The organism is Acrocarpospora phusangensis, from assembly GCF_016862995.1.
Classification (GTDB): Bacteria; Actinomycetota; Actinomycetes; order Streptosporangiales; family Streptosporangiaceae; genus Acrocarpospora; species Acrocarpospora phusangensis.
This window is the reverse complement of sequence record NZ_BOOA01000001.1, coordinates 1-17,889: the sequence shown is the minus strand read 5'-3', so window position 1 is coordinate 17,889 and position 17,889 is coordinate 1. Positions and strand designations below refer to the sequence as shown.

Here is a 17,889-nt window from a genome sequence, read left to right as displayed (position 1 = left end):
GCCTTGGAACGGAATGTCCCGCCCTTGTGGTCGAGGCGCTGTCATCCGGACGCGCCCGACCACAAGGAGACCGATCATGACCACCCGCAGCAGAATCCACCCGGCCCGCGCGGCCCTCGCGGCGGCCGCCGCAGCGGCCCCTCTCGTCGCCCTGGCCCTCGCCACTTCCACCAGTACGGCGAACGCCGCGACCACCCACCCCACCACCCCCAACCCCACCGTCACCTGGGCCACGTACGAGTACCACTGGGGCCCGTACCACGCCAAGAACGAGAAGGCCAAGGCCGAGGGCGACGTCATCGCCGACGTGGCCCCCGAGATCAAGTCCAACAGGGTCCGGGTGAAGGGCGAACTGTGGAACCTGGACCACGGCAAGTGCGCCGTCCTCGAAATCAAGATCCACCGGGCCCGGGACCGCTGGGACTGGCACGACGTCAAGTGGTGCGGCCCGAACTACAAGTCCTTCAACGTCTCGAAGCGCAACGTCGACCTGGTCAAGGTCCGCGTGAGCCAGAGCGACAAGTGGGGCCGCCACCTCTTCAACAAGGGCCAGTGGCAGACCATCTACGACTTGAACGGCAAGGTCCCGAGCAAGATGTAGCCCTACCTGAACTGGCCGGATTCAAGAGACAGGGTCCGCCTGGACGAGAGGTCGGCTTCTGGTACGAAAACCCACGCGGTACGGCAGGATTGATCATGCAGGTCCCACGTCCACATCCCTTTCCTCCAGGGGGTATGGGCTTGTCCGAGGCGGAGGCCGAGGCCGCGGCCCAGGCCCCGCGCTTGATCGCGGCGGTGGGCGACACCGGCGAGGAAGGCTTGAGGCTGGCGTGCGTGGCAGGGATCACGGCGGCCGACGCCGCCCGCCGTCTGGCGGCCGTCCCGGCTGATCCGGAGGTCGTCGAGGCGCTCATCGACGATCCTTGGTCCGACATCGATGGCGGCGACCTGATCGTCGGAGCGACCGATGTTCCCGGCGGATGTGTGCTCACCCAGCCGTGGGGGTACGCGCTGACCCTCCCCGCCGTCACCAAGGCTCTGTCCGCCGGCACCGTTTGCTACAGCTTGTTCGTCAATCCGAAGAGCGGCAATCAGGGACAGGTGACGAGGGACGGCGTCGTCGTGGACTCCGACACGCATCCTGGCGGCGGCGACGCGGGCGGGCATCTGTCGGCCGAGGAGATCCTTGCCGTCTACCTCTACCAGGGTCAGGCCGTTGCGTACTGCTGCGCCGGGGCGGGGGTGCGACCGGAAGACGCCCGGGCGATCGCCGGAGGGCCCGATGTCTGGCTGAGGCTCTGAAACGGGCTTCGATCACTGAAGCATGTCGAGCAGGAAGCGCATCCGGGATGAGATGTTGCGTACGTCCACAGGCGGGACCTGGCCCTGCCGGGTGAATTCGATCAGTGCTCTGGCGCCCGCCACGTCGACGAAGGTGACGTCGGCGACGTCGATGACGAGGGGGAGGGCGCGTCCCTTGGCGTACGTGAGTGCGGCCTGGACGGGGGTGCTGTTGGAGATGTCGATCTCTCCGGTGAGTTGTGCCAGCGTGGAATGGCTTGTCTCGATGAGCGTGATGGACAGGATGGCGTCCGAGTAGAGCAGCCGCACGTCCGCGTGGCCTTCGGCCGCCGTGTCCACGGCTGCCGGCCGGCCGTTGGTGGTCATCGCGCCCTCCCCGGATTCGGGATCGTGGCAGACGGATCGTCGGTGGGTCGTCGCCGTGAGAAGAGCGTGGGAGGAGTCGCGGTCCCCTGGTCACGATGATCCGGATCGTCCGACCTGCTATTTCACGATAAAACCGTATTGGCATGGCCGGAATCAGATTTCGGAAACGGGTCTTCTGGTAGTGAGCGGCTCCGGTGAATTGAACGCCGGGATGGGACAAAGCCCGGGCAAGCTTGGCCGGGATCGGGATCTGCCGGCGTAATCGTTCGACCTTCGTATGCGGCGTTTCACCCTCCCCGGCGATCAGGTCGCCGAGGAGGGGACGCATGTACGTCGAGCCGTTGCCATGGCCACGCGCGACAGGACGGCTCACGGACAGCGGCCGAAGGTGACCATGTCGATGTTGCCCTTGATCACGCCCCAGAGGCGCTTCTTTCCCTTGACCCCGGGCTTGACGGCGACATTCACGCATTTGGTGAGGTGAGACGCGGAGTCGGTCGCCCACACCTTGATCCGGTGAGTCTCCCTGCAGTGGTTGTTGAAGTAGAACGTGGTCGACGACGTCCCCGGCGACCAGGAGATGTTGAACTTCGAACCCTTCGGCTTCACGCACTTCAGGGATTTCTTTCCGGCAGCCGCCTCGGCCACGTCCGGCGTCGCCGCGACCAGCCCTGCGGCGAGGATGACGGCGCTCGTCACGCCGATGATCCGGCGCATGACGCTCCTCCTTTCACGGCTCACGGCCAGTAGGGGCACTTGCCGAAGTCGACCTTCATCAGGTTGTGGTAGTAGATCCGGTGCAGTTTCTTGCTGCCCTTGATCCCTGGCCTGACGGTGATCGCCCTGCATTTCATGCCCGATGAGGCGTACCAGACGCGGATCCGCTGGGTCTGCCGGCAGTGGTTGTTGAAGTAGAACGTGGTCGAGGAGACCCCGTCCTTCCAGGAGATGTTGAACTTCTTGCCTTTGGGCCTGCTGCACGCGCGCGACTTCTTGTGCACGTCCGCGCTCCGTGCGGTGACGCCCTCGGCGGTGGCCGTCGCGGCGGCGGGGGTCGCCACCGTTAATCCTGCGGCGATCGTCACGGCCGCCGCGACACTGATGGTGCGGCGCATGGAAGTCATCCTTCCGTCGGATTTTGCGCAAGCCCGGTCAGCTACCCCAGCCGCCCCGTGCTTCAAACCTTCGGAGGTGAGATTTCCCGCCGGCCAACGCGGTCAGCTCGATCGAACCCGCGTGACCTTCACCTCCGAAGACTGGCCATCAGGGCAAGTAGATCCTGCTCATGTTCTGGTCGCGGGTTGGTGGAGGCTGAGGGGACTGGCGATGTCTTCCAGTGAGCGCCGTGCGGCTTCGACGCCGAGCAGCCACTGCACCGTTCCGGCGGCGGTCATGAGCAGGGCCGCGATCACGTACCCGAGGGCGACCATGGCCGGATCGGTGGTTTCCACCAGGCGGCCGAACAGCAGCGGGCCGATGATCCCGCCCAGTGCGGTGCCGACCGCGTAGAACAGCGCGATCGCCAGTGCTCGCGTCTCCATGGGAAAGATCTCGGACACTGTCAGGTACGCGGCGCTGGCTCCCGCCGAGGCGAAGAAGAACACGACCATCCAGCAGGCCGTCAAGGTCGCGGCCGTCAGTACGCCCGCGTTGAACAGGGCAGCGGTGCCGGCCAGCAGTACGCCGGACAGCGCGTACGTACCGGCGATCATGACGCGGCGGCCGACGGAGTCGAAAAGGCGGCCGAGCAGTACGGGGCCGAAGAAGTTTCCGATCGCCAGGGGGATGATGTACCAGGGCGTCGAGCCGTCCGGTATGCCGAAGAAGGTCGTCAGCACGAGTGCGTACGTGAAGTAGACCGCGTTGTAGAGGAACGCCTGCCCGACGAACAGCGACAGGCCGACGACGGTACGGCGTGGATAGGTTCGCACCAGCGTGGCGGCGACCTCCCTGAGCGGCGTGTGCCTGCGCTGGTTGACGGTGAGCCCTTCGTCGGTTTCCGCGGCCGGGGAGACGCCCGCGGCTTCCTCGATCTCGGTGACGATCCGCTCGGCCTCCTCCTCGCGGCCGTGGATGAACAGCCACCGAGGGCTCTCCGGCACGAGCCGCCTGACCAGCAGGATGCCCACCCCCAGGATCGCGCCGAGGCCGAACAGCACGCGCCAGCCGATGTCGGCGGGCAGCACGTCCGGGTTGAGCAGGGGGATGGCGATGGCCGCGCCGACGGCGGTGCCGAGCCAGAAGGAGCCGTTGATGACCAGGTCGACGTTGCCGCGTACCCGGGCCGGGATCAGTTCGTCGATGGCGGAGTTGATCGCCGCGTACTCGCCGCCGATGCCGGCGCCGGTGACGAACCGGCACAGGTAGAAGAACCAGGCTTCGGTCGAGAACGCGGTGGCGACGGTGGCGACCAGGTAGACGGCGAGGGTGACGAGGAAGAGCTTCTTCCGCCCGAACCTGTCCGTGAGGTGCCCGAACAGCAGTGCGCCGAGGCATGCTCCGGCGACGTAGACGGCCGCGGCGACGCCGACCTCGCTCGCGGTCAGGCCGAGTCCGCTGTTCTCTTCGGTGATCCTTGGCCCGATCACCCCGACGATGGTCACCTCCAGGCCGTCCAGCACCCAGACGGTGCCCAGCCCGATGAGGACGAGCCAATGCCAGCGGGACCAGGGAAGGCGGTCGAGCCGTGCCGGGATGTTCGTGCGTATCTGCCTCATCACACCCTCCTCGCGGATGTGCTGAAGGCGACTACCCACGTCCACTAGGACGATTCCGGTCGACGGTCATCGCATCCGCTGAGCCGCCCTGCCCCCGGCAAGGGCAGAGCAGCTCAGCGGTTGCCGGTGTCAGGTGGCGGGGGTGACGGTGAGGGTCTGGGTGGGGGAGGTGGCGGGCAGGAAGGACGCCGAGCCGGGGAAGGTCGCGGTCACCGTGACGGTTCCGGGTTCGGTGTAGGGGCCCAGGTCGACTCTGGTACGGCCGGTGGCGTCCAGGGTGGCGTCCACGCTGGTGGTGGCGCCGCCCGGGCCGGTCACCTGCAGGGTGACGGTGCCGGTCACGGGGAAGCGGGTCTCCGAGGTGACCTCGATGCTCGCGCGGGCGTCCTTGCCGACGGTGATGCTGGTCTTGTTCAGGGACAGCGTCGTGGTCGTGACCGCCTTGGAGACCGTCAGGGTCACCGTGGCGGAGGAGGGGACGTAATGGTCGTCGCCGGAATAGCGCACCTGGAGCGTGTGCGTACCGACCGGGATGTCACGGGCGAGGGTGACGGTTCCCTTGCCGCTGGACGACAGGGTCTCGGTCCCGATCTGCACCGTGCCGTCGAAGACCTGGATGGTTCCGCTCGGGTCGGTGTCGGGGACGTCGCCGGTGACGGTGACCTGGATCCGGGCGCCCGCGCCGTACGCGACGGAGGACGGGTTGAGGGTCGCCGACACCGCGCTGGCCGCCCGGGAGGGGTCGACCGTGACAAGGAACGACACGATGGTGGCGTTGCCTCTGGTGTCGCTGGCGGCGCAGGCGACGACGGTGGCGCCGATCGGGAAGAGCGTCCCGGAGGCCCGGTTGCAGTTCACCGGCACGTTGCCGTCCAAAGCGTCCACGGCGGTGGGGGCGGTGTAGGTCACCACCGCGCCGGAGGAGTCGGTGGCGGGCACGGTGATGGCGGCGGGCACCCCGGAGACCACCGGAGGCGTCGTGTCCACCGCGATCGCCAGGGAGTGGCCGCTCGCGGCCTCGATCGCGGTCACCCGGTTGCCGGCCAGCTGCGCCGGCGTCGACGCCTGCCCGAAGTGGTTCGCGCCCCATCCGATGATGGCGCCGTCACCGGTCAGCGCCAGCGAATGAGTCTCGCCGGTGGCGATCGCGACGACGGTCCTGCCGGCCAGCGAGTCCGGCACCGAGGTCTGCCCGCGGATGTTGTCGCCCCAGGCGGTGACGGCGCCGTCATCGGTCAGCGCCAGCGCGTGGTAGTCGCCCGCGGCGATCGCGGTGACCCTCTTGCCGGTCAGCGACGCCGGCACCGTGGTCTGCCCGTGGTTGTTCAGGCCCCACGCGGTGATGACGCCATCATCGGTCAGCGCCAGCGAGTGGGAACTGCCCGCGGCGATCGCCGTGACCGTCTTGCCCGTCAGTGAGTCCGGTACGGTCGTCTGACCGAGACGGCCCTCGCCCCAGGCGGTGATGACGCCGTCGTCGGTCAGCGCCAGCGAGTGGAAGTTGCCCGCGGCGATCGCGGTGACCCTCTTGTTCGCCAGCGAGGCCGGCACCGTGGACTGCCCGTAGTCGTTCCAGCCCCAGGCGGTGACGGCTCCGTCACTGGTCAGCGCCAGAGAATGGGCCGCACTGGTGGCGACCGCGGTGACTCTCCTGCCGGTCAGCGAATCCGGCACCACCTGCGCGCCATAGGGGTTCCCGCCCCAGCCGGTGAGGGCGCCGTCATCGGTCAGCGCCAGCAAGTGCTGGTTGCCCGCGGCGAGCGCCGTGACCCGCTTCCCCCGCAGCGAGGCCGGCACCGTCGCCCACGCGCGCTCCTGGTTGTTCCAGCCCCAGGCGGTGACGGTGCCGCCTATCCCCGACGGCGGAACGCCGACGGGAGCCGCCTGCGCCGCCCCCGCCGTCACCACCCCGCCTGCCATGGCCACCAGCACGGCAGCCAGCACCGCCCCGACTCGGGGCCTCCGTAACAGCGCACCGACAAACATCCGATTCCTCCTCGCGTGAGAGCACGTATGCGGGCAATGTGACGTGTCTCACTTGGATCGCCCTTGCAGCGGCCATGGGGACCGCTTGCGCTGCCGTCACGATGGATGACGCTGCGGGAGGTGCTGGGCCTTAGCATGTCGCAGGTGACCGCCTACGACGATCCTGACATGGCCGAATACCTGGATACTTCGGTCTTGTCGCCGCGGCAGCAGCGGATCCTGGCCACGATCCGGGACTGGGTGGTCAGGTACGGCTATCCGCCCGGCACCCGCGAGATCGGCCAGGCGGTCGGACTGCGCTCGCCCTCGTCGGTGTCGAAACACCTCAGAATCCTGGAAGAACTGGGCTTCCTCCGCCGGGGCACGGCGATGACCCGGCCGATCGACGTCCGGCTGTTCCTGCGCGCCCCGGAGCCGCGACCCGCCGCCGACCTGGTCAGCGTGCCCGTGGTCGGCGACATCGCCGCGGGCACCCCCATCCCGGCCGACCAGTACGAGGACGACACCCTGACCCTGCCCCGCGACCTCATCGGCCGGGGAACCGTGTTCGGCCTCCGCGTACGCGGCGACTCGATGATCGACGCGGCGATCTGCGACGGCGACATCGTCGTGGTACGGCAGCAGCCCGAAGCGCACTCCGGCCAGATCGTCGCCGCGATGATCGACGGCGAGGCGACCGTCAAGGTGTTCCGCCGCCGCGGCGGGCACGTCGTCCTCGAACCGCGCAACCCCGCCTACGACGACATCGACGGAGACGACGCCGTCGTGCTGGGCATCGTGGTGTCGGTCCTGCGCAGCGTCTGAGGACCGCCCACGATCCCGGGCACGATGGCGGTTCGCCACCGTGCCCGGGATTTGGCTCAGTCGCGCAGGCCCGGTACGTCGATGACGATCACCTCGGTGTCGTCGGCGCGGCCCGGGATGCGCCCGTCGTTGCCGGGGAAGTTGTTGTCGTTGGCCACCACGACGCGGTCGCCCGACAGCGGCAGCACCGACTCGACCGACTGCAGCGGGAACGAGAACAGCGCGCCGACGCCGTACTCGTTCGGCCGGGCCGGCGTGGAGACGCCCTTCGGGTCCGCGATCCGCAGCAGGTCCACGGCGGTGCGGCGCGGCAGCACGCCGTCCGCCCCGGCCGCGTCGAGGTCGGTCACGACCAGGCGCTTGATCTGCGAGCTCGGGCCCATGTTGTTGTCCCGCTCGATCAGCAGCAGCCGCCGGCCGTCGAGCACCGACGCGTCGCCGACGAACAGCCCGGGGTCGTCGACCTTGAAGGTCCAGGTACGACCGGTGTACGCGCCGGCCCGGACGTCGAACTCGTACACCACCCGCTTGCGCTGGTCGGGCTCGTTGATCTTGGCGCCCTCCAGGATCGGGTACAGCGTCCACCCGTCATCGCCGGCGGCCATGGCCTCGAACCCCCGGCTGCCCGGCAGGGTCGGGCTCTCGCCCGGGGCCAGATCGGGCGACTGGGGAGACTTCGTGCCGTCCGGCAGCGGGATCGGCGCCCGCAGCACCTTGCCCGTACGGTCGGTGTTGACCAGGTACGGCCCGAACTCCTCACCGATCCACAGGGTGCCGTCCGCGTCCCAGGCCAGCGACTCGATGTCGAAGTCGGCCCCGGTCAGCAGCCGGTCCGGGGTGTTCTCGTTCACGATCGGGAACGGCACCTTGCGGTCCGGGTCGCGGAAGCTGATGTGGCTGCGCACCTCGATCTCGCCGCTCCGGTAGTCCGGCTCGATGACGTACGCCCGGAGCAGGAAGTCGGCCGAGTTGTTCTTCGCGCCGAACCCGTTGTCCGGCATGGCGAGCAGACGGTTGGCGGACTTGGAACCACGGGTGGCCGGGATCACCGCGGAGAAGCCCGGGATCGGCTGGCCGGCGAACGGCGGCGTGATCCCGTTGACGGGCGTCGGCGGCAGCTGCGTGCCGGAGACGGGGCCGGGCTGGTAGTCGGTCGCGGACAGCAGCGCCCGGTCCCTCAGCCGCGCCTCGTCCGGGATCCGGACGCTCAGCTCGTACACGCGGGTGATCTGCGTCGCGCTGTTGTTGTCGTCGGAGATCAGGTAGAGGATGCGGGTGTCGTCCTCCAGCCGGTCGCCGAGCGCCATGCCCTCGATGTTGTCCAGCAGCGGGTTCGGCTGGGGCTGCTTGGCCGTCGCCCCCGACGGCGGGCAGTTGACGAGGTCGGCCAGGAGCCGCTTGCCGAGCCAGGCGCGCGGGTCGGTCAGGGTGGACAGCGAGGCGACGCCGGAGACGTCCGGCACGCCGGTGGCGGAGACCCGGTACACGCGCACGGTGTTGCCCACGCCCGCGGTGAAGCCGCGCTCCAGCGCCAGGAACTGGTCGTCGCCGAGCGCCACCAGTTCGACCAGCCCGAGGCCGGGGTCGGTGCGGTAGGCGTACTGGGCGGCGGGGGTGTAGGTGCCGCCGGAGCTGCCCTCGTACCGCAGGATGCGCTGCAGGCCGGAGCCCGCCGCGTCGCGGCCGTCGGCGGACAGCGGCCCTTCCATGCCGGCGTACAGCACCTTGCCGTCGGACGTGGCGGTCAGCGACTCGAAGGTCTGGTTGACCTGCGCCTGGCCCGCCGGGGTGACCCGGAACCTGGCCGGCACGTCGAGGGAGGCGACCTGCCGGCCGTCGGAGAGCCGGAACCGCCGGATCGACGGCTCGGTCTCGGAACTGGCCAGGACGGTGTGGCCGTGGGCCTCGATGACGAGCCCCTCGCCGTCGAAGTCGGCGCCGGTGTACGGCACGCCGTCCGGCCGCCGCAGCGTCGTCATGCCGCGCACCTCGGCCGAGAAGGGCTTCTTCCCGGTGGTGAGGGCGATGTCGTACAGGCGGGCGGGGACGGTGCCGGTGTTGTCCACGAGGGCCAGGGCGCGGTCATCGCGAAGCAGCGCGAGAGCGGACAGGCCGCCCACGGGGGTGCCCTCGAACGTGGTCTTGTCCAGGCTGTCGGTGAAGCCGCGCAGGGCCACGTCGGCCGAGCAGGGAGCGCCGAGATCGGGCTTGGAATCGCGTGACGTCGCCGCGCCGGCTGCGGGGACGGTCACGCCGAGCATGGCGATGACCGCCGCGGCCGCGAGGGCCGGTACGGGCCACCTTGTGCTGGGCACAAGTACCTCCGAAAGTTGTCGGGCGGCTGAAGCAACCGCTCCGACAGAGCGAAGTCCCCGCAGCCCGCCAACGCAGAACAAAACACCAAACGCACCGTGAATATCTGTGATCCCATGTGGCTGACCGGGTTCTGAGCGTTTCACGGATGTGGCCCGGGCCGGGGCGGAGGCGCCCCCCTCTCGGACAGGCATGTATGGCGCGGCGGCCACCGTCCAACGATGAGGGTACCTATGTAGAGTACGAGTATGCCCAGCGCTCCACGGATGACACTCCAGGTCCAGATGGTGCTGCGCGAGTTCCTCACCGATCCCGCCCAGGAGCGGTACGGACTGGAGTTGTCCGCCATCACCTCCCTTCCCAGCGGCACGATCTACCCCATCCTCGCCCGGCTCGAGGACATCGGCTGGATCGAAAGCCACTGGGAGGAACCAGACGCGTACGCCGACCAGGAACGTCCACGCCGCCGCTACTACAAGATCACGCGGGACGGCGTCGAATCAGGGCGCGAAGCCATCGCCAAGACCTACACCTCGCGTCGCCAGTCCATCCCCGATTGGCTCCGCCGGCCGCGTAGCGCGGGAGGCCCATCATGATCCAGTCTTCCCTGCCCATGTCCCTGCGCGCGGTCCTCCCCGCCACCTGCACGGTCGAGCAGGTCGAGCAGATCGAACGGGCCCACGCTGTCGCCGCCTACTGGCACCGCGGCCAGAAACGCAAGTCCTGCGACCCCTACATCGTCCATCCCGTGGCCGTCGCGGTGATCCTCGCGGAACTCGGCGCCGACTGGCTGCTGCTCTGCGCGGGGCTCCTCCACGACGTGCCGGAAGATACAGACTGTCCCGAATCGCTACTCCGGGCGGAATTTGGGGATGATCTGGTCGATTTCCTTGGCGAGTACCACGCGTGGGACCACACCTCAACGAGTTCGGTGAACGAACGAATACTGACGCTGAAGCTGGCCGACCGCCTGCACAACATGCGGACCATCGACGTCATGCCGCCTGAGATGATACGCCTCAGGAGCAGGGAGACACTTGAGATCATCGTGCCCGTCGCGGCGCGACTCGGCCTGGACGAGATCCGCCTAGAGCTGGAAAGCCTGGCCAGGGCCAGATACGACACCTCGGACGGCCATGGGATCGGCCTCGCCTTCCACGCCATCAGCACCGGCGCCGTGATCCTGCCGCCCGCGGCCCGGGCGCGCTATCTCGAGGAATGGCTGAGCGACCTGCACAGTCTGCCCGACCGGCCCACGCGGCGACGGTTCACCGTCCAGCTTCTCGCGGGCATGCCGCGCCTGGCCGCGGTACTGCGCTGGCACCGCCTCGGTCATCGCGAACTGACCGACGCCGCACGCGCACGTCTCCTGCTCACGACTTGGTGGCTCCTCAGGTCCAATCTCCGCGTATGGGCGCTGTTCACCCCCTTGCTCATCTGGATGGTGCTCATGGCGGGGGCCGACAACCCCGGTGACGCACTGGCAATGTTGATCACGGTGCCACCGGTCATCGGCGCCGGGATCGAGTGGCTCCGCCCGCGAGTCGAGAGCGCGGTCTCCCGCCGGAGGTAGCGCCCGCGCGACTTCGGCCAGGGGCGGGCATGCATGTCCTCGCAGGGCCCCCAAACGGGGTCCGCCAGGGGTGATGGCTCGACACATGCCAGCCGTGAGAATTACCTCCGCCGGGTTCCTCAGCGTCGCCATAGGCGATCAGGGTGCGCCCATCAGGCGTTTGATGTCGGTCGCGTGGCGGGCGTACTCGAGGAGGACCTCGTCGTTGATGGTCGTGCCCCAGTGTTTGGTGATGAGCTCGCGGTAGTTCGTCAGGTTCGGGAGCTTGCCGTCCAGCCGGAACAGCACGGCCAGGGGGCGCCGCTGCCACCAGCGGCGTAGCCAGTCGGCCGGTTGGGCGAGCAGGCTCGCCGAGAAGGAGGCCGGGTCGGCGGCGGTCTTGACGGTGGTTTCGGCGAAATTGAGCATTTCCACGGCCGTGACCACCTCCGCCCGCGGGCCGCTGGCGAGTTCCAGCAGCCGCCGGTATCGGGTGAGCAACTCGGCACGGCGCTTGATGCTCTCCGCCTGCTGCAGTTCGGCCTTGAATTCTGCGAAGTACCGGCGATAGCGGGAGAACTCCTCGCGTACCTCAAGCAGCCGGTCCGGGACGCGCACGAAGGCAACTTCAGCGAAGGCGACTTCGACGTCGCCGCTTTGGACTTCGCCACCATTCGATACCTGTACCTGCCGCCGTCGCCGGCCCAGTGCGCCACCGACATGATCCCGTTGATGTCCGGATTCACCGCGTCGAAGTGGTACAACTTCCGTCGCGGCTACCTCGCCGCATGGCCGGACGGCGTGGGCGTATTCGACCTGGTGGAGAACGGCGACCTGGTCGGCTGGCGGCAGGCGTGGCGACAACAGGACTACCCGGCCTGCCTGTCCCTGATCGACCGGGCGCTGGACGACGCGAACCTGATCGATTTGGACCGGGTGCCCCTGCTCGACAAACGCGCGCAATGCCTGCTGCACCTGGATCGGCCGGCCGAGGCGGTGGAGGTCTTCGAACACGCCATCTCCCTGCTGGCCGGCCACGACCTCCTGTCCCACGAACTCGCGCTGACGTTCAATCTGGCCGTGGTGCACTCGGCCTCAGGACACACCGCCAGGTCGGCGGAGCTGGTCGACGGCATCCTGGCTTACGCTGACGACCCGCGCGTGGACCCCTTCATCCTCGAGCAGGCCCGCCTGCTACGAGACCAGCCCGAAGAGTGACGGCGTACGCCCCTGCGCGTGCTTCCGTTCGATATCCCGGGCGAAGCCGACGGACTCCTCTCGTACGTGCCGGAGCACGAACCAGCCGGTGGCTGTCATTTTCGACAGCACACGCAGGTCGCGGCTTTCGGGCTGATCGTCTACTTACTGGATCGCCTCGCGATCCGATCGGTCACGGCAGATGTCCAAGAGGCCCTGGTCAACGGTCTGGAGGACAGGCGATCAACCGAAGAGGTGCAGACCGAACCCGAATCTGCTCGTCATGGGCGTACTCACTCCGCCATCTACATCCGCGCAGGACTCGGCGCCATCGCCCTCATGACGAGCCTCGTGCTGTGGATCAGAGGTATCCCGAATGATCCGGGGCAGACCTCCGAAGATCGAGTGACCGCCCGATTCCATGGTCAACGGTCTTGAAACGACCAGATCAATGACCGGGGGTTTCTCGCCGATGTCGGCGCGGTCGGTGTGCCGGTTGTCCATCTGGGGTCGGGCGGGAGACCTACTCGGGCTTGGCATAGCTGGCCAGGCAGAAGAAGTTGCCGGTGCACGCCTCGGGCGGGCATTCGGCCGGGCTGTCGTCCCAGCCGGTGCAGCCCAGGGCTTCGGCGTCGGACTTGTCCATGTCGTCGGCCAGTTCGCTGTAGGCGACCTCAGGGTCGGTCATGGGGTCTGCGGGAGTGGCAGAGCCCCGCAGGAAGCATGGGGTCACGCAGGAGCCGCAGTAGCCGTCACAGCCGGAACGGGTCATCGGTGTTTCGCCCTCCCTCGCGCAGCCTCGTGGGCCGTTCGGTCTTGTGGCAGGCATCGCGGATGCAGGCCGGGTGCTCCCCAGGTGTCGCCTTCGGCAATGGGGATGATGCGGTCCCCTGCCCGGCCGGGGCGTCCGCAGACGTAACAGCGCTCCTTGGCCCGGCGCCGTGCTCGGCGGATCAGAGACGAGGCGTTCTCAGGCCTGGTCAGGTCCGGCAGGGGGGCGGCCTGGCAGATCTTGGTAGTGGTGAGGTCAGCACGGTGATGGCGAGTGCCGCGATCAACCGCAGGCAACAAGAAGCCCCAGCTCCCGGTATCGGCCGTGAGCTGGGGCTTTGATTCATGTTCGACCAGGTCGGACCTGGTGTGCAACGGAGCTGGGTGGACGGGCCTGGGATTGAACCAGTGACCTCTTCCGTGTCGGTGTAGTTCCGATCATGGTTTGACCTGGGGTTTCTCCATATATCCCCGTTTGGGCGGAATCTAGGGGAAGGTTGATGCCCGTTCGGAGCGGTTCGGGAGCGTCGTTTGCTCCCGCCGAGAGGCGACCCTTATTTCGCCCATTTCGTGGAGGATTTGACCGTCGTCGCCGGGGTGCCGTCCCCGGAGCCGTCACGGGTTCGCGCAGACCGCGTACGACGTCATCGACCAGCTCGAGCTGAGCGGGTCCAGTTCGTGGGCGATGCCCTCGACGCCGATGGACTGCTGATTCGCGTTGAACTGGCGGGTGACGATGAGGTCGTCCACGGCGACCTCGCCGGTCCCCCCGATGACCTCGAAGCCGGCGCTCATCAGCACCCGGCTGCCCGTGCACGTCGCGATGGAGTTGTGGCTGTCGCCGGCTCCCCCCACGGCGGGGCCGGTGACGCGGACCAGGCCGCTGACCGGGTTGGCGCAGATGGCGAACGCCTGGAGAGTCCAGGCGCCCGCGAAGGAGTCCTCCTCGTAGGCGATCATGGACACGGACGTCGGCGCGGTCGCGGCGCCGCCGTTGGGCACCCAGTCGTCCAGCACTGCCTCGCCCTCGGCGCCGTCGATCGAGTAACCGCTGCCGGTCAGCACCTTGCCGGACGGGCAGGACGCCACGTCGGTGTGGAAGTCGTTGGAGCCGAGAGGGTCTGGCACGCCGGCCACGACCTCCAGTCCGGGCAGCGGATTGACGCAGAAGGCGATCACGGTCGCTCCCCAGGAGGAGCTGAAGGAGTCCACCGCGTACGCGGTCAGGCCGATGTCCGTCGGCGCCTGCGGGTTGGGGTTCCCGTTCGGGATGATGTTCGGGACGAAGTCGTCGACCACGACGTTGCCCGCCGAGTTGCCGCTGAGCACGTACGTGGCGCCGACCAGCTGTTTGCCCGTCGGGCAGGTGACGTGCACGTTCTTGAGCGCGTCCGGATTGATCGGGGCGGCGGCGAACACCCGCTCCAGGCCGGGCAGGGCGGCCGACGCGGGTGTGGCCGACCCGGCCACGACGCTCGTGGCCAGCAGGACGGCGGCGCCGGCGAGGGCGGCCAGCCGACTTCGGCTCATTCTCATGTCTCACTCCCAGAATCTCGACGAGGATCCACCGGGGAGTGTTCACGTCCGTCGCACGAGTTCCGCATTGCCGCTGCATCTGTGCAGGACTGCGCAGTACGGCGGGCCCCGCGGCGCTTACCTTCGTGCCGTGGAGTTCCGCATCCTCGGACCGCCGCAGGTCGTCATCGGCCACGGCGTCGTGCCGCTGATCGGCCGGCAACGCGCGGTGCTCGCCGCGCTGCTGGTCAACCCCCACCAGGTCGTGTCACTGGAGTACCTCGTCGACGTGCTCTGGGAGGACCGCCCGCCGCTGACCGCCAGGCGGCAGGTGCAGAACTGCGTATCGGCCGTACGCAGGGCGATCGGCGACGCCCTGACCCGGGAGCCCGTGATCGTCGCGGACCGGGGAACGTACCGGATCCGGCCCGCCGACGGGGCGCTGGACGCGCAGGTCTTCGCCGACCGGGTCGCCGGAGCCGTGCGCCTGGCGCGGGACCGGCCCGCCGCGGCGGCCCACGGGCTGCGGTCGGCGTTGCGGCTCTGGCGCGGCCCCGCCCTGGCGGGCCTGGCCGGCCGGATCATGGCGGCGGCCGCGGCACGGCTGGAGGAGGACCGGCTCGCGGCCCTGGAGCGGTGCCTCGACCTGGAGCTCGCGCTCGGCCCGCCGGGCGCGCTGGTGGGCGAGCTGACCGAGCTCGTCGCCGCGAACCCGCTGCGGGAGCGGTTGGCTGGGCAGCTCATGCTCGCGTTGCACCGGTGTGGACGCCAGGCGGACGCGCTCCACGCCTACCAGCGGCTGCGCAGGGCGCTCAACGGGGAACTGGGCCTGGATCCCGGCGCGCCGCTGCAGGAGTTACACGCGGCCATCCTCCGCGACGACCCCGAACTCGGCGGCGCCCACAACCGCCCCGCCTGGACCCCCGCGCCGCCCATGCCCGCCCAGCTGCCGGCCGACGTGGCCGGATTCGCCGGCCGTGCGGGGCTCCTCGACCACCTGGATCGGCTGCTCACCAGCGACTCACTGGCGGCCAGGATCTTCGTCGTGTCGGGCACCGCCGGGGTCGGCAAAACCGCCTTCGCCGTGCACTGGGCGCATCGGATCGCCCGCCGCTTCCCGGACGGCCAGCTTTTCGTTAACCTGAGGGGCTTCGATCCGAGCGGATCCCCGCTGGAACCCGCCGAGGCGGTCCGAGGGTTCCTGGACGCGCTCGGGGTGCCCGCCCAGCACGGCCACCAGGACCGGTTCAGCCTGTACCGGAGCCTGCTCGCGGGCCGCAGAATGCTCGTGGTGCTGGACAACGCGCGGGACGCCGCGCAGGTCCGCCCGCTGCTCCCGGGCGCACGCGAGGGCCTGGTGATCGTCACCAGCCGGGGCCAGCTCTCCGGCCTGGTGGCCAGGGAGAGCGCCCATCCGATCCCGCTCGATCTGCTCACCGAGGCCGAGGCCAGGGACCTGCTGGCCCGGCGTCTCGGCTCGGACCGGGTGGCCGCCGAACCCGACGCGGTCGGCGAGATAGTCGCCCGATGCGAACGCCTGCCGCTGGCCCTGGCGATCATGGCGGCCCGCGCCGCCTCCCACCCCGGCTTCCCGCTGGCCGCCTTCGCCGACGAGGTACGCGGGATCAGGTCAGATCTGAGCACGCTGGGCAGCGGCGACCCGGCCACCGACGTGCGCGCCGGTTTCTCCTGGTCCTACCTCAGCCTCAGCCAGCCCGCGGCACGGCTGTTCCGGCTCCTGGCCCGGCATCCGGGGCCGGACTTCGACGCGGCGTCCGTGGCGGCCCTGGCCTGCGTGCCCGAGCACCAGGCCAGGACGTTGCTCGGCGAACTCGCCCAGGTCCGCCTGGTCGAGCAGCCCGCCCCCGGCCGCTACGGCTTCCACGACCTGCTGCGCGCCTACGCGGAGGAACTCGCCCGCGCCTTCCCGGACCGCGGCTGCGCCCTGACCTCCTGACCGCCGGGTTCGGGCAGGCTCTCGCTCCGCTGATGGTGCCCGATCGTACGGCGATGCACGCGTCGTGCGATCTCGGTGCTGTCCGATATGCAGCCGGAAGGTCTGCATATCGGACGCGACCGCCATCGAGACGGACGCGACCAGCGCCAACTGGCAGCTCGGCATTCAGGTCTTCTGCGTGAACCCGCTCCCGGGCATGGAACTCGTGTCGGGCCCGTCAGCCGGTTCGAGCAGCGCCTCCTCCCGGAACGCGGAAGCGGCATGCGATGTCGGCAAGGTGATGACCGGCAGTGGGTTCGCCGTCGACAATGGAGCCGGCCAGGCAATCGTCAACGAAGTGCGTCCGCGAGGATTCAACACAACGCCCACCGCCGTATTTCTGCAAGCCCACGAGGAGGATTCCTACTCGGGGAGTTGGAGCCTGCGGGGCTGGGCGATCTGCGCCGACTCGGTCAGTGGGCTCGCCTTCTCGAGCATCGGTCACGCCTTCGACGATGTCGACGGCATGGAAGTCACCGGGACCTGCGCTTCGGGCAAGCGACTCCTCAGTGGTGGTCACGTCATCAGCATGATCGACCTGACCGCGCGCGAGGGGGAGATCGGGGTCCACAACCTCGACGTCACCCAGAACCTGGTCGGTGGCCAGTCGACCCAGGTCGAGGTTGAGGCCGAGAGGCTCGCCCGGAGCGACGAGAGCTGGTCCCTGGGAGGCTACGCGATCTGCGCCACAGCGTGACGTCCACGCGGAGCCGATCCGGCGATCAGCAAGATCTCCGCCTCCGTCCGCTCATCTTCTGACGATAAGCCCGCGTGCGAGTCACCCGATCGGGCGATCTCGCGCGCAGGCCCCACCCGTCCGAACCGGACGATACCGGCCGTAGTGCCGGACGTACGTGTCCAGGACCGTCCGCAGCTGCCTGTGCGTGCCGAAGATTGTTCGCTGGCTCTGGCCCGTCACCTGAGCGTGCCGGTCCCGCCGAGTCCGGCGAACCATCAGCCGATGACGATGTCACATTCGGCCGTACCGTGATCCACAAGTTGATTGAAGCCGGACGCGATCCCGAAAAAGTTTCCGCTGGCGGTGATGCTGCGGCGCTTCCCCCACCCGGGGACCCACTCTCTGCCCGTCGTGAAGCTCACCGTCCCGACGACGTTCTGCGTACCCGGGGGGTAATTGAATTCCAGGAGGCATCGCCAGCGGTACCAGCGGCCGGCGATGTTCCCGTTGCCGGCGTCGGCGGCGATGTTCCAGCTGCCGTTCGGGAACACCTTGAACGTGATGACACCCGCCACTCCGCTACTGATGTCTCCCCCGGCGAACTTGAGGCCCTCAAGGCCCGTCGGACCTTCGATCCGCTCCTTTGTGGTGGGGTTGGCGTGCGCGGGGGTCGCGCCCAGCAGTCCGGCGC

Annotated in this window: 19 protein-coding genes; 9 read left to right on the top strand and 10 right to left on the bottom strand. The window is 68.9% G+C overall.

Features of this window, described 5'->3' with window-relative positions; genetic code table 11:
• The first annotated feature begins 76 nt into the window (after nucleotides 1–76).
• Complete coding sequence (locus Aph01nite_RS00095; RefSeq protein ID WP_204038590.1) at nucleotides 77–601, top strand: hypothetical protein; 525 nt, start codon at nucleotides 77–79, stop codon at nucleotides 599–601.
• Between the two features lie 140 nt (nucleotides 602–741).
• A complete protein-coding gene (locus tag Aph01nite_RS00090) occupies nucleotides 742–1,302 on the top strand; it encodes a DUF6461 domain-containing protein (RefSeq protein WP_204038589.1) in 561 nt (186 codons plus the stop codon).
• A gap of 12 nt (nucleotides 1,303–1,314) precedes the next feature.
• On the opposite strand, the gene Aph01nite_RS00085 is transcribed toward Aph01nite_RS00090, so the two are convergent.
• From Aph01nite_RS00085 to Aph01nite_RS00065, 5 genes are all read right to left on the bottom strand, one after another.
• A complete protein-coding gene (locus tag Aph01nite_RS00085; RefSeq protein ID WP_204038588.1) occupies nucleotides 1,315–1,668 on the bottom strand; it encodes an STAS domain-containing protein in 354 nt (117 codons plus the stop codon).
• Nucleotides 1,669–2,037: 369 nt separating this feature from the next.
• Nucleotides 2,038–2,385 (bottom strand): hypothetical protein, encoded by a 348-nt coding sequence (locus Aph01nite_RS00080; RefSeq protein ID WP_204038587.1) that lies wholly within the window; start codon nucleotides 2,383–2,385, stop codon nucleotides 2,038–2,040.
• 20 nt (nucleotides 2,386–2,405) lie between these two features.
• Complete coding sequence (locus Aph01nite_RS00075; protein WP_204038586.1) at nucleotides 2,406–2,783, bottom strand: hypothetical protein; 378 nt, start codon at nucleotides 2,781–2,783, stop codon at nucleotides 2,406–2,408.
• A 168-nt stretch (nucleotides 2,784–2,951) separates the two neighbouring features.
• Entirely contained in the window at nucleotides 2,952–4,385 is a 1,434-nt protein-coding gene (locus Aph01nite_RS00070) for an MFS transporter (protein ID WP_204038585.1), read from the bottom strand.
• Nucleotides 4,386–4,514: 129 nt separating this feature from the next.
• Nucleotides 4,515–6,371 carry an RCC1 domain-containing protein gene (locus Aph01nite_RS00065; protein ID WP_204038584.1) on the bottom strand — a complete coding sequence of 619 codons (1,857 nt, stop codon included), beginning with the start codon at nucleotides 6,369–6,371 and terminating at the stop codon, nucleotides 4,515–4,517.
• A gap of 135 nt (nucleotides 6,372–6,506) precedes the next feature.
• On the opposite strand from Aph01nite_RS00065, the gene lexA reads away from it, so the two are divergent.
• On the top strand, nucleotides 6,507–7,175 hold the full coding sequence (gene lexA / locus Aph01nite_RS00060) for a transcriptional repressor LexA (RefSeq protein WP_239161299.1): 669 nt from the start codon (nucleotides 6,507–6,509) through the stop codon (nucleotides 7,173–7,175).
• Between the two features lie 56 nt (nucleotides 7,176–7,231).
• On the opposite strand, the gene Aph01nite_RS00055 is transcribed toward lexA, so the two are convergent.
• Nucleotides 7,232–9,490, bottom strand: a complete 2,259-nt coding sequence (locus Aph01nite_RS00055; RefSeq protein WP_204038583.1) for an esterase-like activity of phytase family protein — start codon at nucleotides 9,488–9,490, stop codon at nucleotides 7,232–7,234.
• 246 nt (nucleotides 9,491–9,736) lie between these two features.
• Between Aph01nite_RS00055 and Aph01nite_RS00050 the strand changes: the two genes are divergently transcribed.
• Both Aph01nite_RS00050 and Aph01nite_RS00045 read left to right on the top strand, forming a co-directional pair.
• Complete coding sequence (locus tag Aph01nite_RS00050; RefSeq protein WP_239161284.1) at nucleotides 9,737–10,084, top strand: PadR family transcriptional regulator; 348 nt, start codon at nucleotides 9,737–9,739, stop codon at nucleotides 10,082–10,084.
• Nucleotides 10,085–10,101: 17 nt separating this feature from the next.
• Nucleotides 10,102–11,061, top strand: coding sequence for an HD domain-containing protein (locus Aph01nite_RS00045; protein ID WP_204038582.1), 960 nt, complete (start codon nucleotides 10,102–10,104; stop codon nucleotides 11,059–11,061).
• Between the two features lie 138 nt (nucleotides 11,062–11,199).
• On the opposite strand, the gene Aph01nite_RS00040 is transcribed toward Aph01nite_RS00045, so the two are convergent.
• A complete protein-coding gene (locus tag Aph01nite_RS00040; protein ID WP_204038581.1) occupies nucleotides 11,200–11,658 on the bottom strand; it encodes a hypothetical protein in 459 nt (152 codons plus the stop codon).
• Between the two features lie 39 nt (nucleotides 11,659–11,697).
• Between Aph01nite_RS00040 and Aph01nite_RS00035 the strand changes: the two genes are divergently transcribed.
• A complete protein-coding gene (locus Aph01nite_RS00035; protein ID WP_204038580.1) occupies nucleotides 11,698–12,258 on the top strand; it encodes a hypothetical protein in 561 nt (186 codons plus the stop codon).
• A gap of 18 nt (nucleotides 12,259–12,276) precedes the next feature.
• On the top strand, nucleotides 12,277–12,675 hold the full coding sequence (locus Aph01nite_RS00030; RefSeq protein WP_204038579.1) for a hypothetical protein: 399 nt from the start codon (nucleotides 12,277–12,279) through the stop codon (nucleotides 12,673–12,675).
• A gap of 85 nt (nucleotides 12,676–12,760) precedes the next feature.
• On the opposite strand, the gene Aph01nite_RS00025 is transcribed toward Aph01nite_RS00030, so the two are convergent.
• Entirely contained in the window at nucleotides 12,761–12,925 is a 165-nt protein-coding gene (locus tag Aph01nite_RS00025; RefSeq protein WP_204038578.1) for a hypothetical protein, read from the bottom strand.
• A 698-nt stretch (nucleotides 12,926–13,623) separates the two neighbouring features.
• Complete coding sequence (locus tag Aph01nite_RS00020; RefSeq protein WP_204038577.1) at nucleotides 13,624–14,544, bottom strand: hypothetical protein; 921 nt, start codon at nucleotides 14,542–14,544, stop codon at nucleotides 13,624–13,626.
• 130 nt (nucleotides 14,545–14,674) lie between these two features.
• On the opposite strand from Aph01nite_RS00020, the gene Aph01nite_RS00015 reads away from it, so the two are divergent.
• Nucleotides 14,675–16,480: an AfsR/SARP family transcriptional regulator gene (locus Aph01nite_RS00015; protein WP_204038576.1), complete on the top strand. Its 1,806-nt coding sequence runs from the start codon at nucleotides 14,675–14,677 to the stop codon at nucleotides 16,478–16,480.
• Nucleotides 16,481–16,676: 196 nt separating this feature from the next.
• Complete coding sequence (locus Aph01nite_RS00010) at nucleotides 16,677–17,216, top strand: hypothetical protein (protein ID WP_204038575.1); 540 nt, start codon at nucleotides 16,677–16,679, stop codon at nucleotides 17,214–17,216.
• 257 nt (nucleotides 17,217–17,473) lie between these two features.
• Here the strand turns inward: Aph01nite_RS00010 and Aph01nite_RS00005 are convergent.
• Nucleotides 17,474–17,889: hypothetical protein (locus Aph01nite_RS00005; protein WP_204038574.1), on the bottom strand; the 416-nt coding region annotated here is incomplete at its 5' end.

Bases quoted from the DNA above. Each gene is read 5' to 3' on its own strand.
- Aph01nite_RS00010 (WP_204038575.1), top strand. From the start codon at position 16,677: ATGGAACTCGTGTCGGGCCCGTCAGCCGGTTCGAGCAGCGCCTCCTCC.
- Aph01nite_RS00045 (WP_204038582.1), top strand. From the start codon at position 10,102: ATGTCCCTGCGCGCGGTCCTCCCCGCCACCTGCACGGTCGAGCAGGTC.
- Aph01nite_RS00085 (WP_204038588.1), bottom strand. From the start codon at position 1,668: ATGACCACCAACGGCCGGCCGGCAGCCGTGGACACGGCGGCCGAAGGC.
- Aph01nite_RS00050 (WP_239161284.1), top strand. From the start codon at position 9,737: ATGCCCAGCGCTCCACGGATGACACTCCAGGTCCAGATGGTGCTGCGC.
- lexA (WP_239161299.1), top strand. From the start codon at position 6,507: ATGTCGCAGGTGACCGCCTACGACGATCCTGACATGGCCGAATACCTG.
- Aph01nite_RS00070 (WP_204038585.1), bottom strand. From the start codon at position 4,385: ATGAGGCAGATACGCACGAACATCCCGGCACGGCTCGACCGCCTTCCC.
- Aph01nite_RS00020 (WP_204038577.1), bottom strand. From the start codon at position 14,544: ATGAGAATGAGCCGAAGTCGGCTGGCCGCCCTCGCCGGCGCCGCCGTC.
- Aph01nite_RS00095 (WP_204038590.1), top strand. From the start codon at position 77: ATGACCACCCGCAGCAGAATCCACCCGGCCCGCGCGGCCCTCGCGGCG.
- Aph01nite_RS00080 (WP_204038587.1), bottom strand. From the start codon at position 2,385: ATGCGCCGGATCATCGGCGTGACGAGCGCCGTCATCCTCGCCGCAGGG.
- Aph01nite_RS00075 (WP_204038586.1), bottom strand. From the start codon at position 2,783: ATGCGCCGCACCATCAGTGTCGCGGCGGCCGTGACGATCGCCGCAGGA.
- Aph01nite_RS00065 (WP_204038584.1), bottom strand. From the start codon at position 6,371: ATGTTTGTCGGTGCGCTGTTACGGAGGCCCCGAGTCGGGGCGGTGCTG.
- Aph01nite_RS00025 (WP_204038578.1), bottom strand. From the start codon at position 12,925: ATGACCGACCCTGAGGTCGCCTACAGCGAACTGGCCGACGACATGGAC.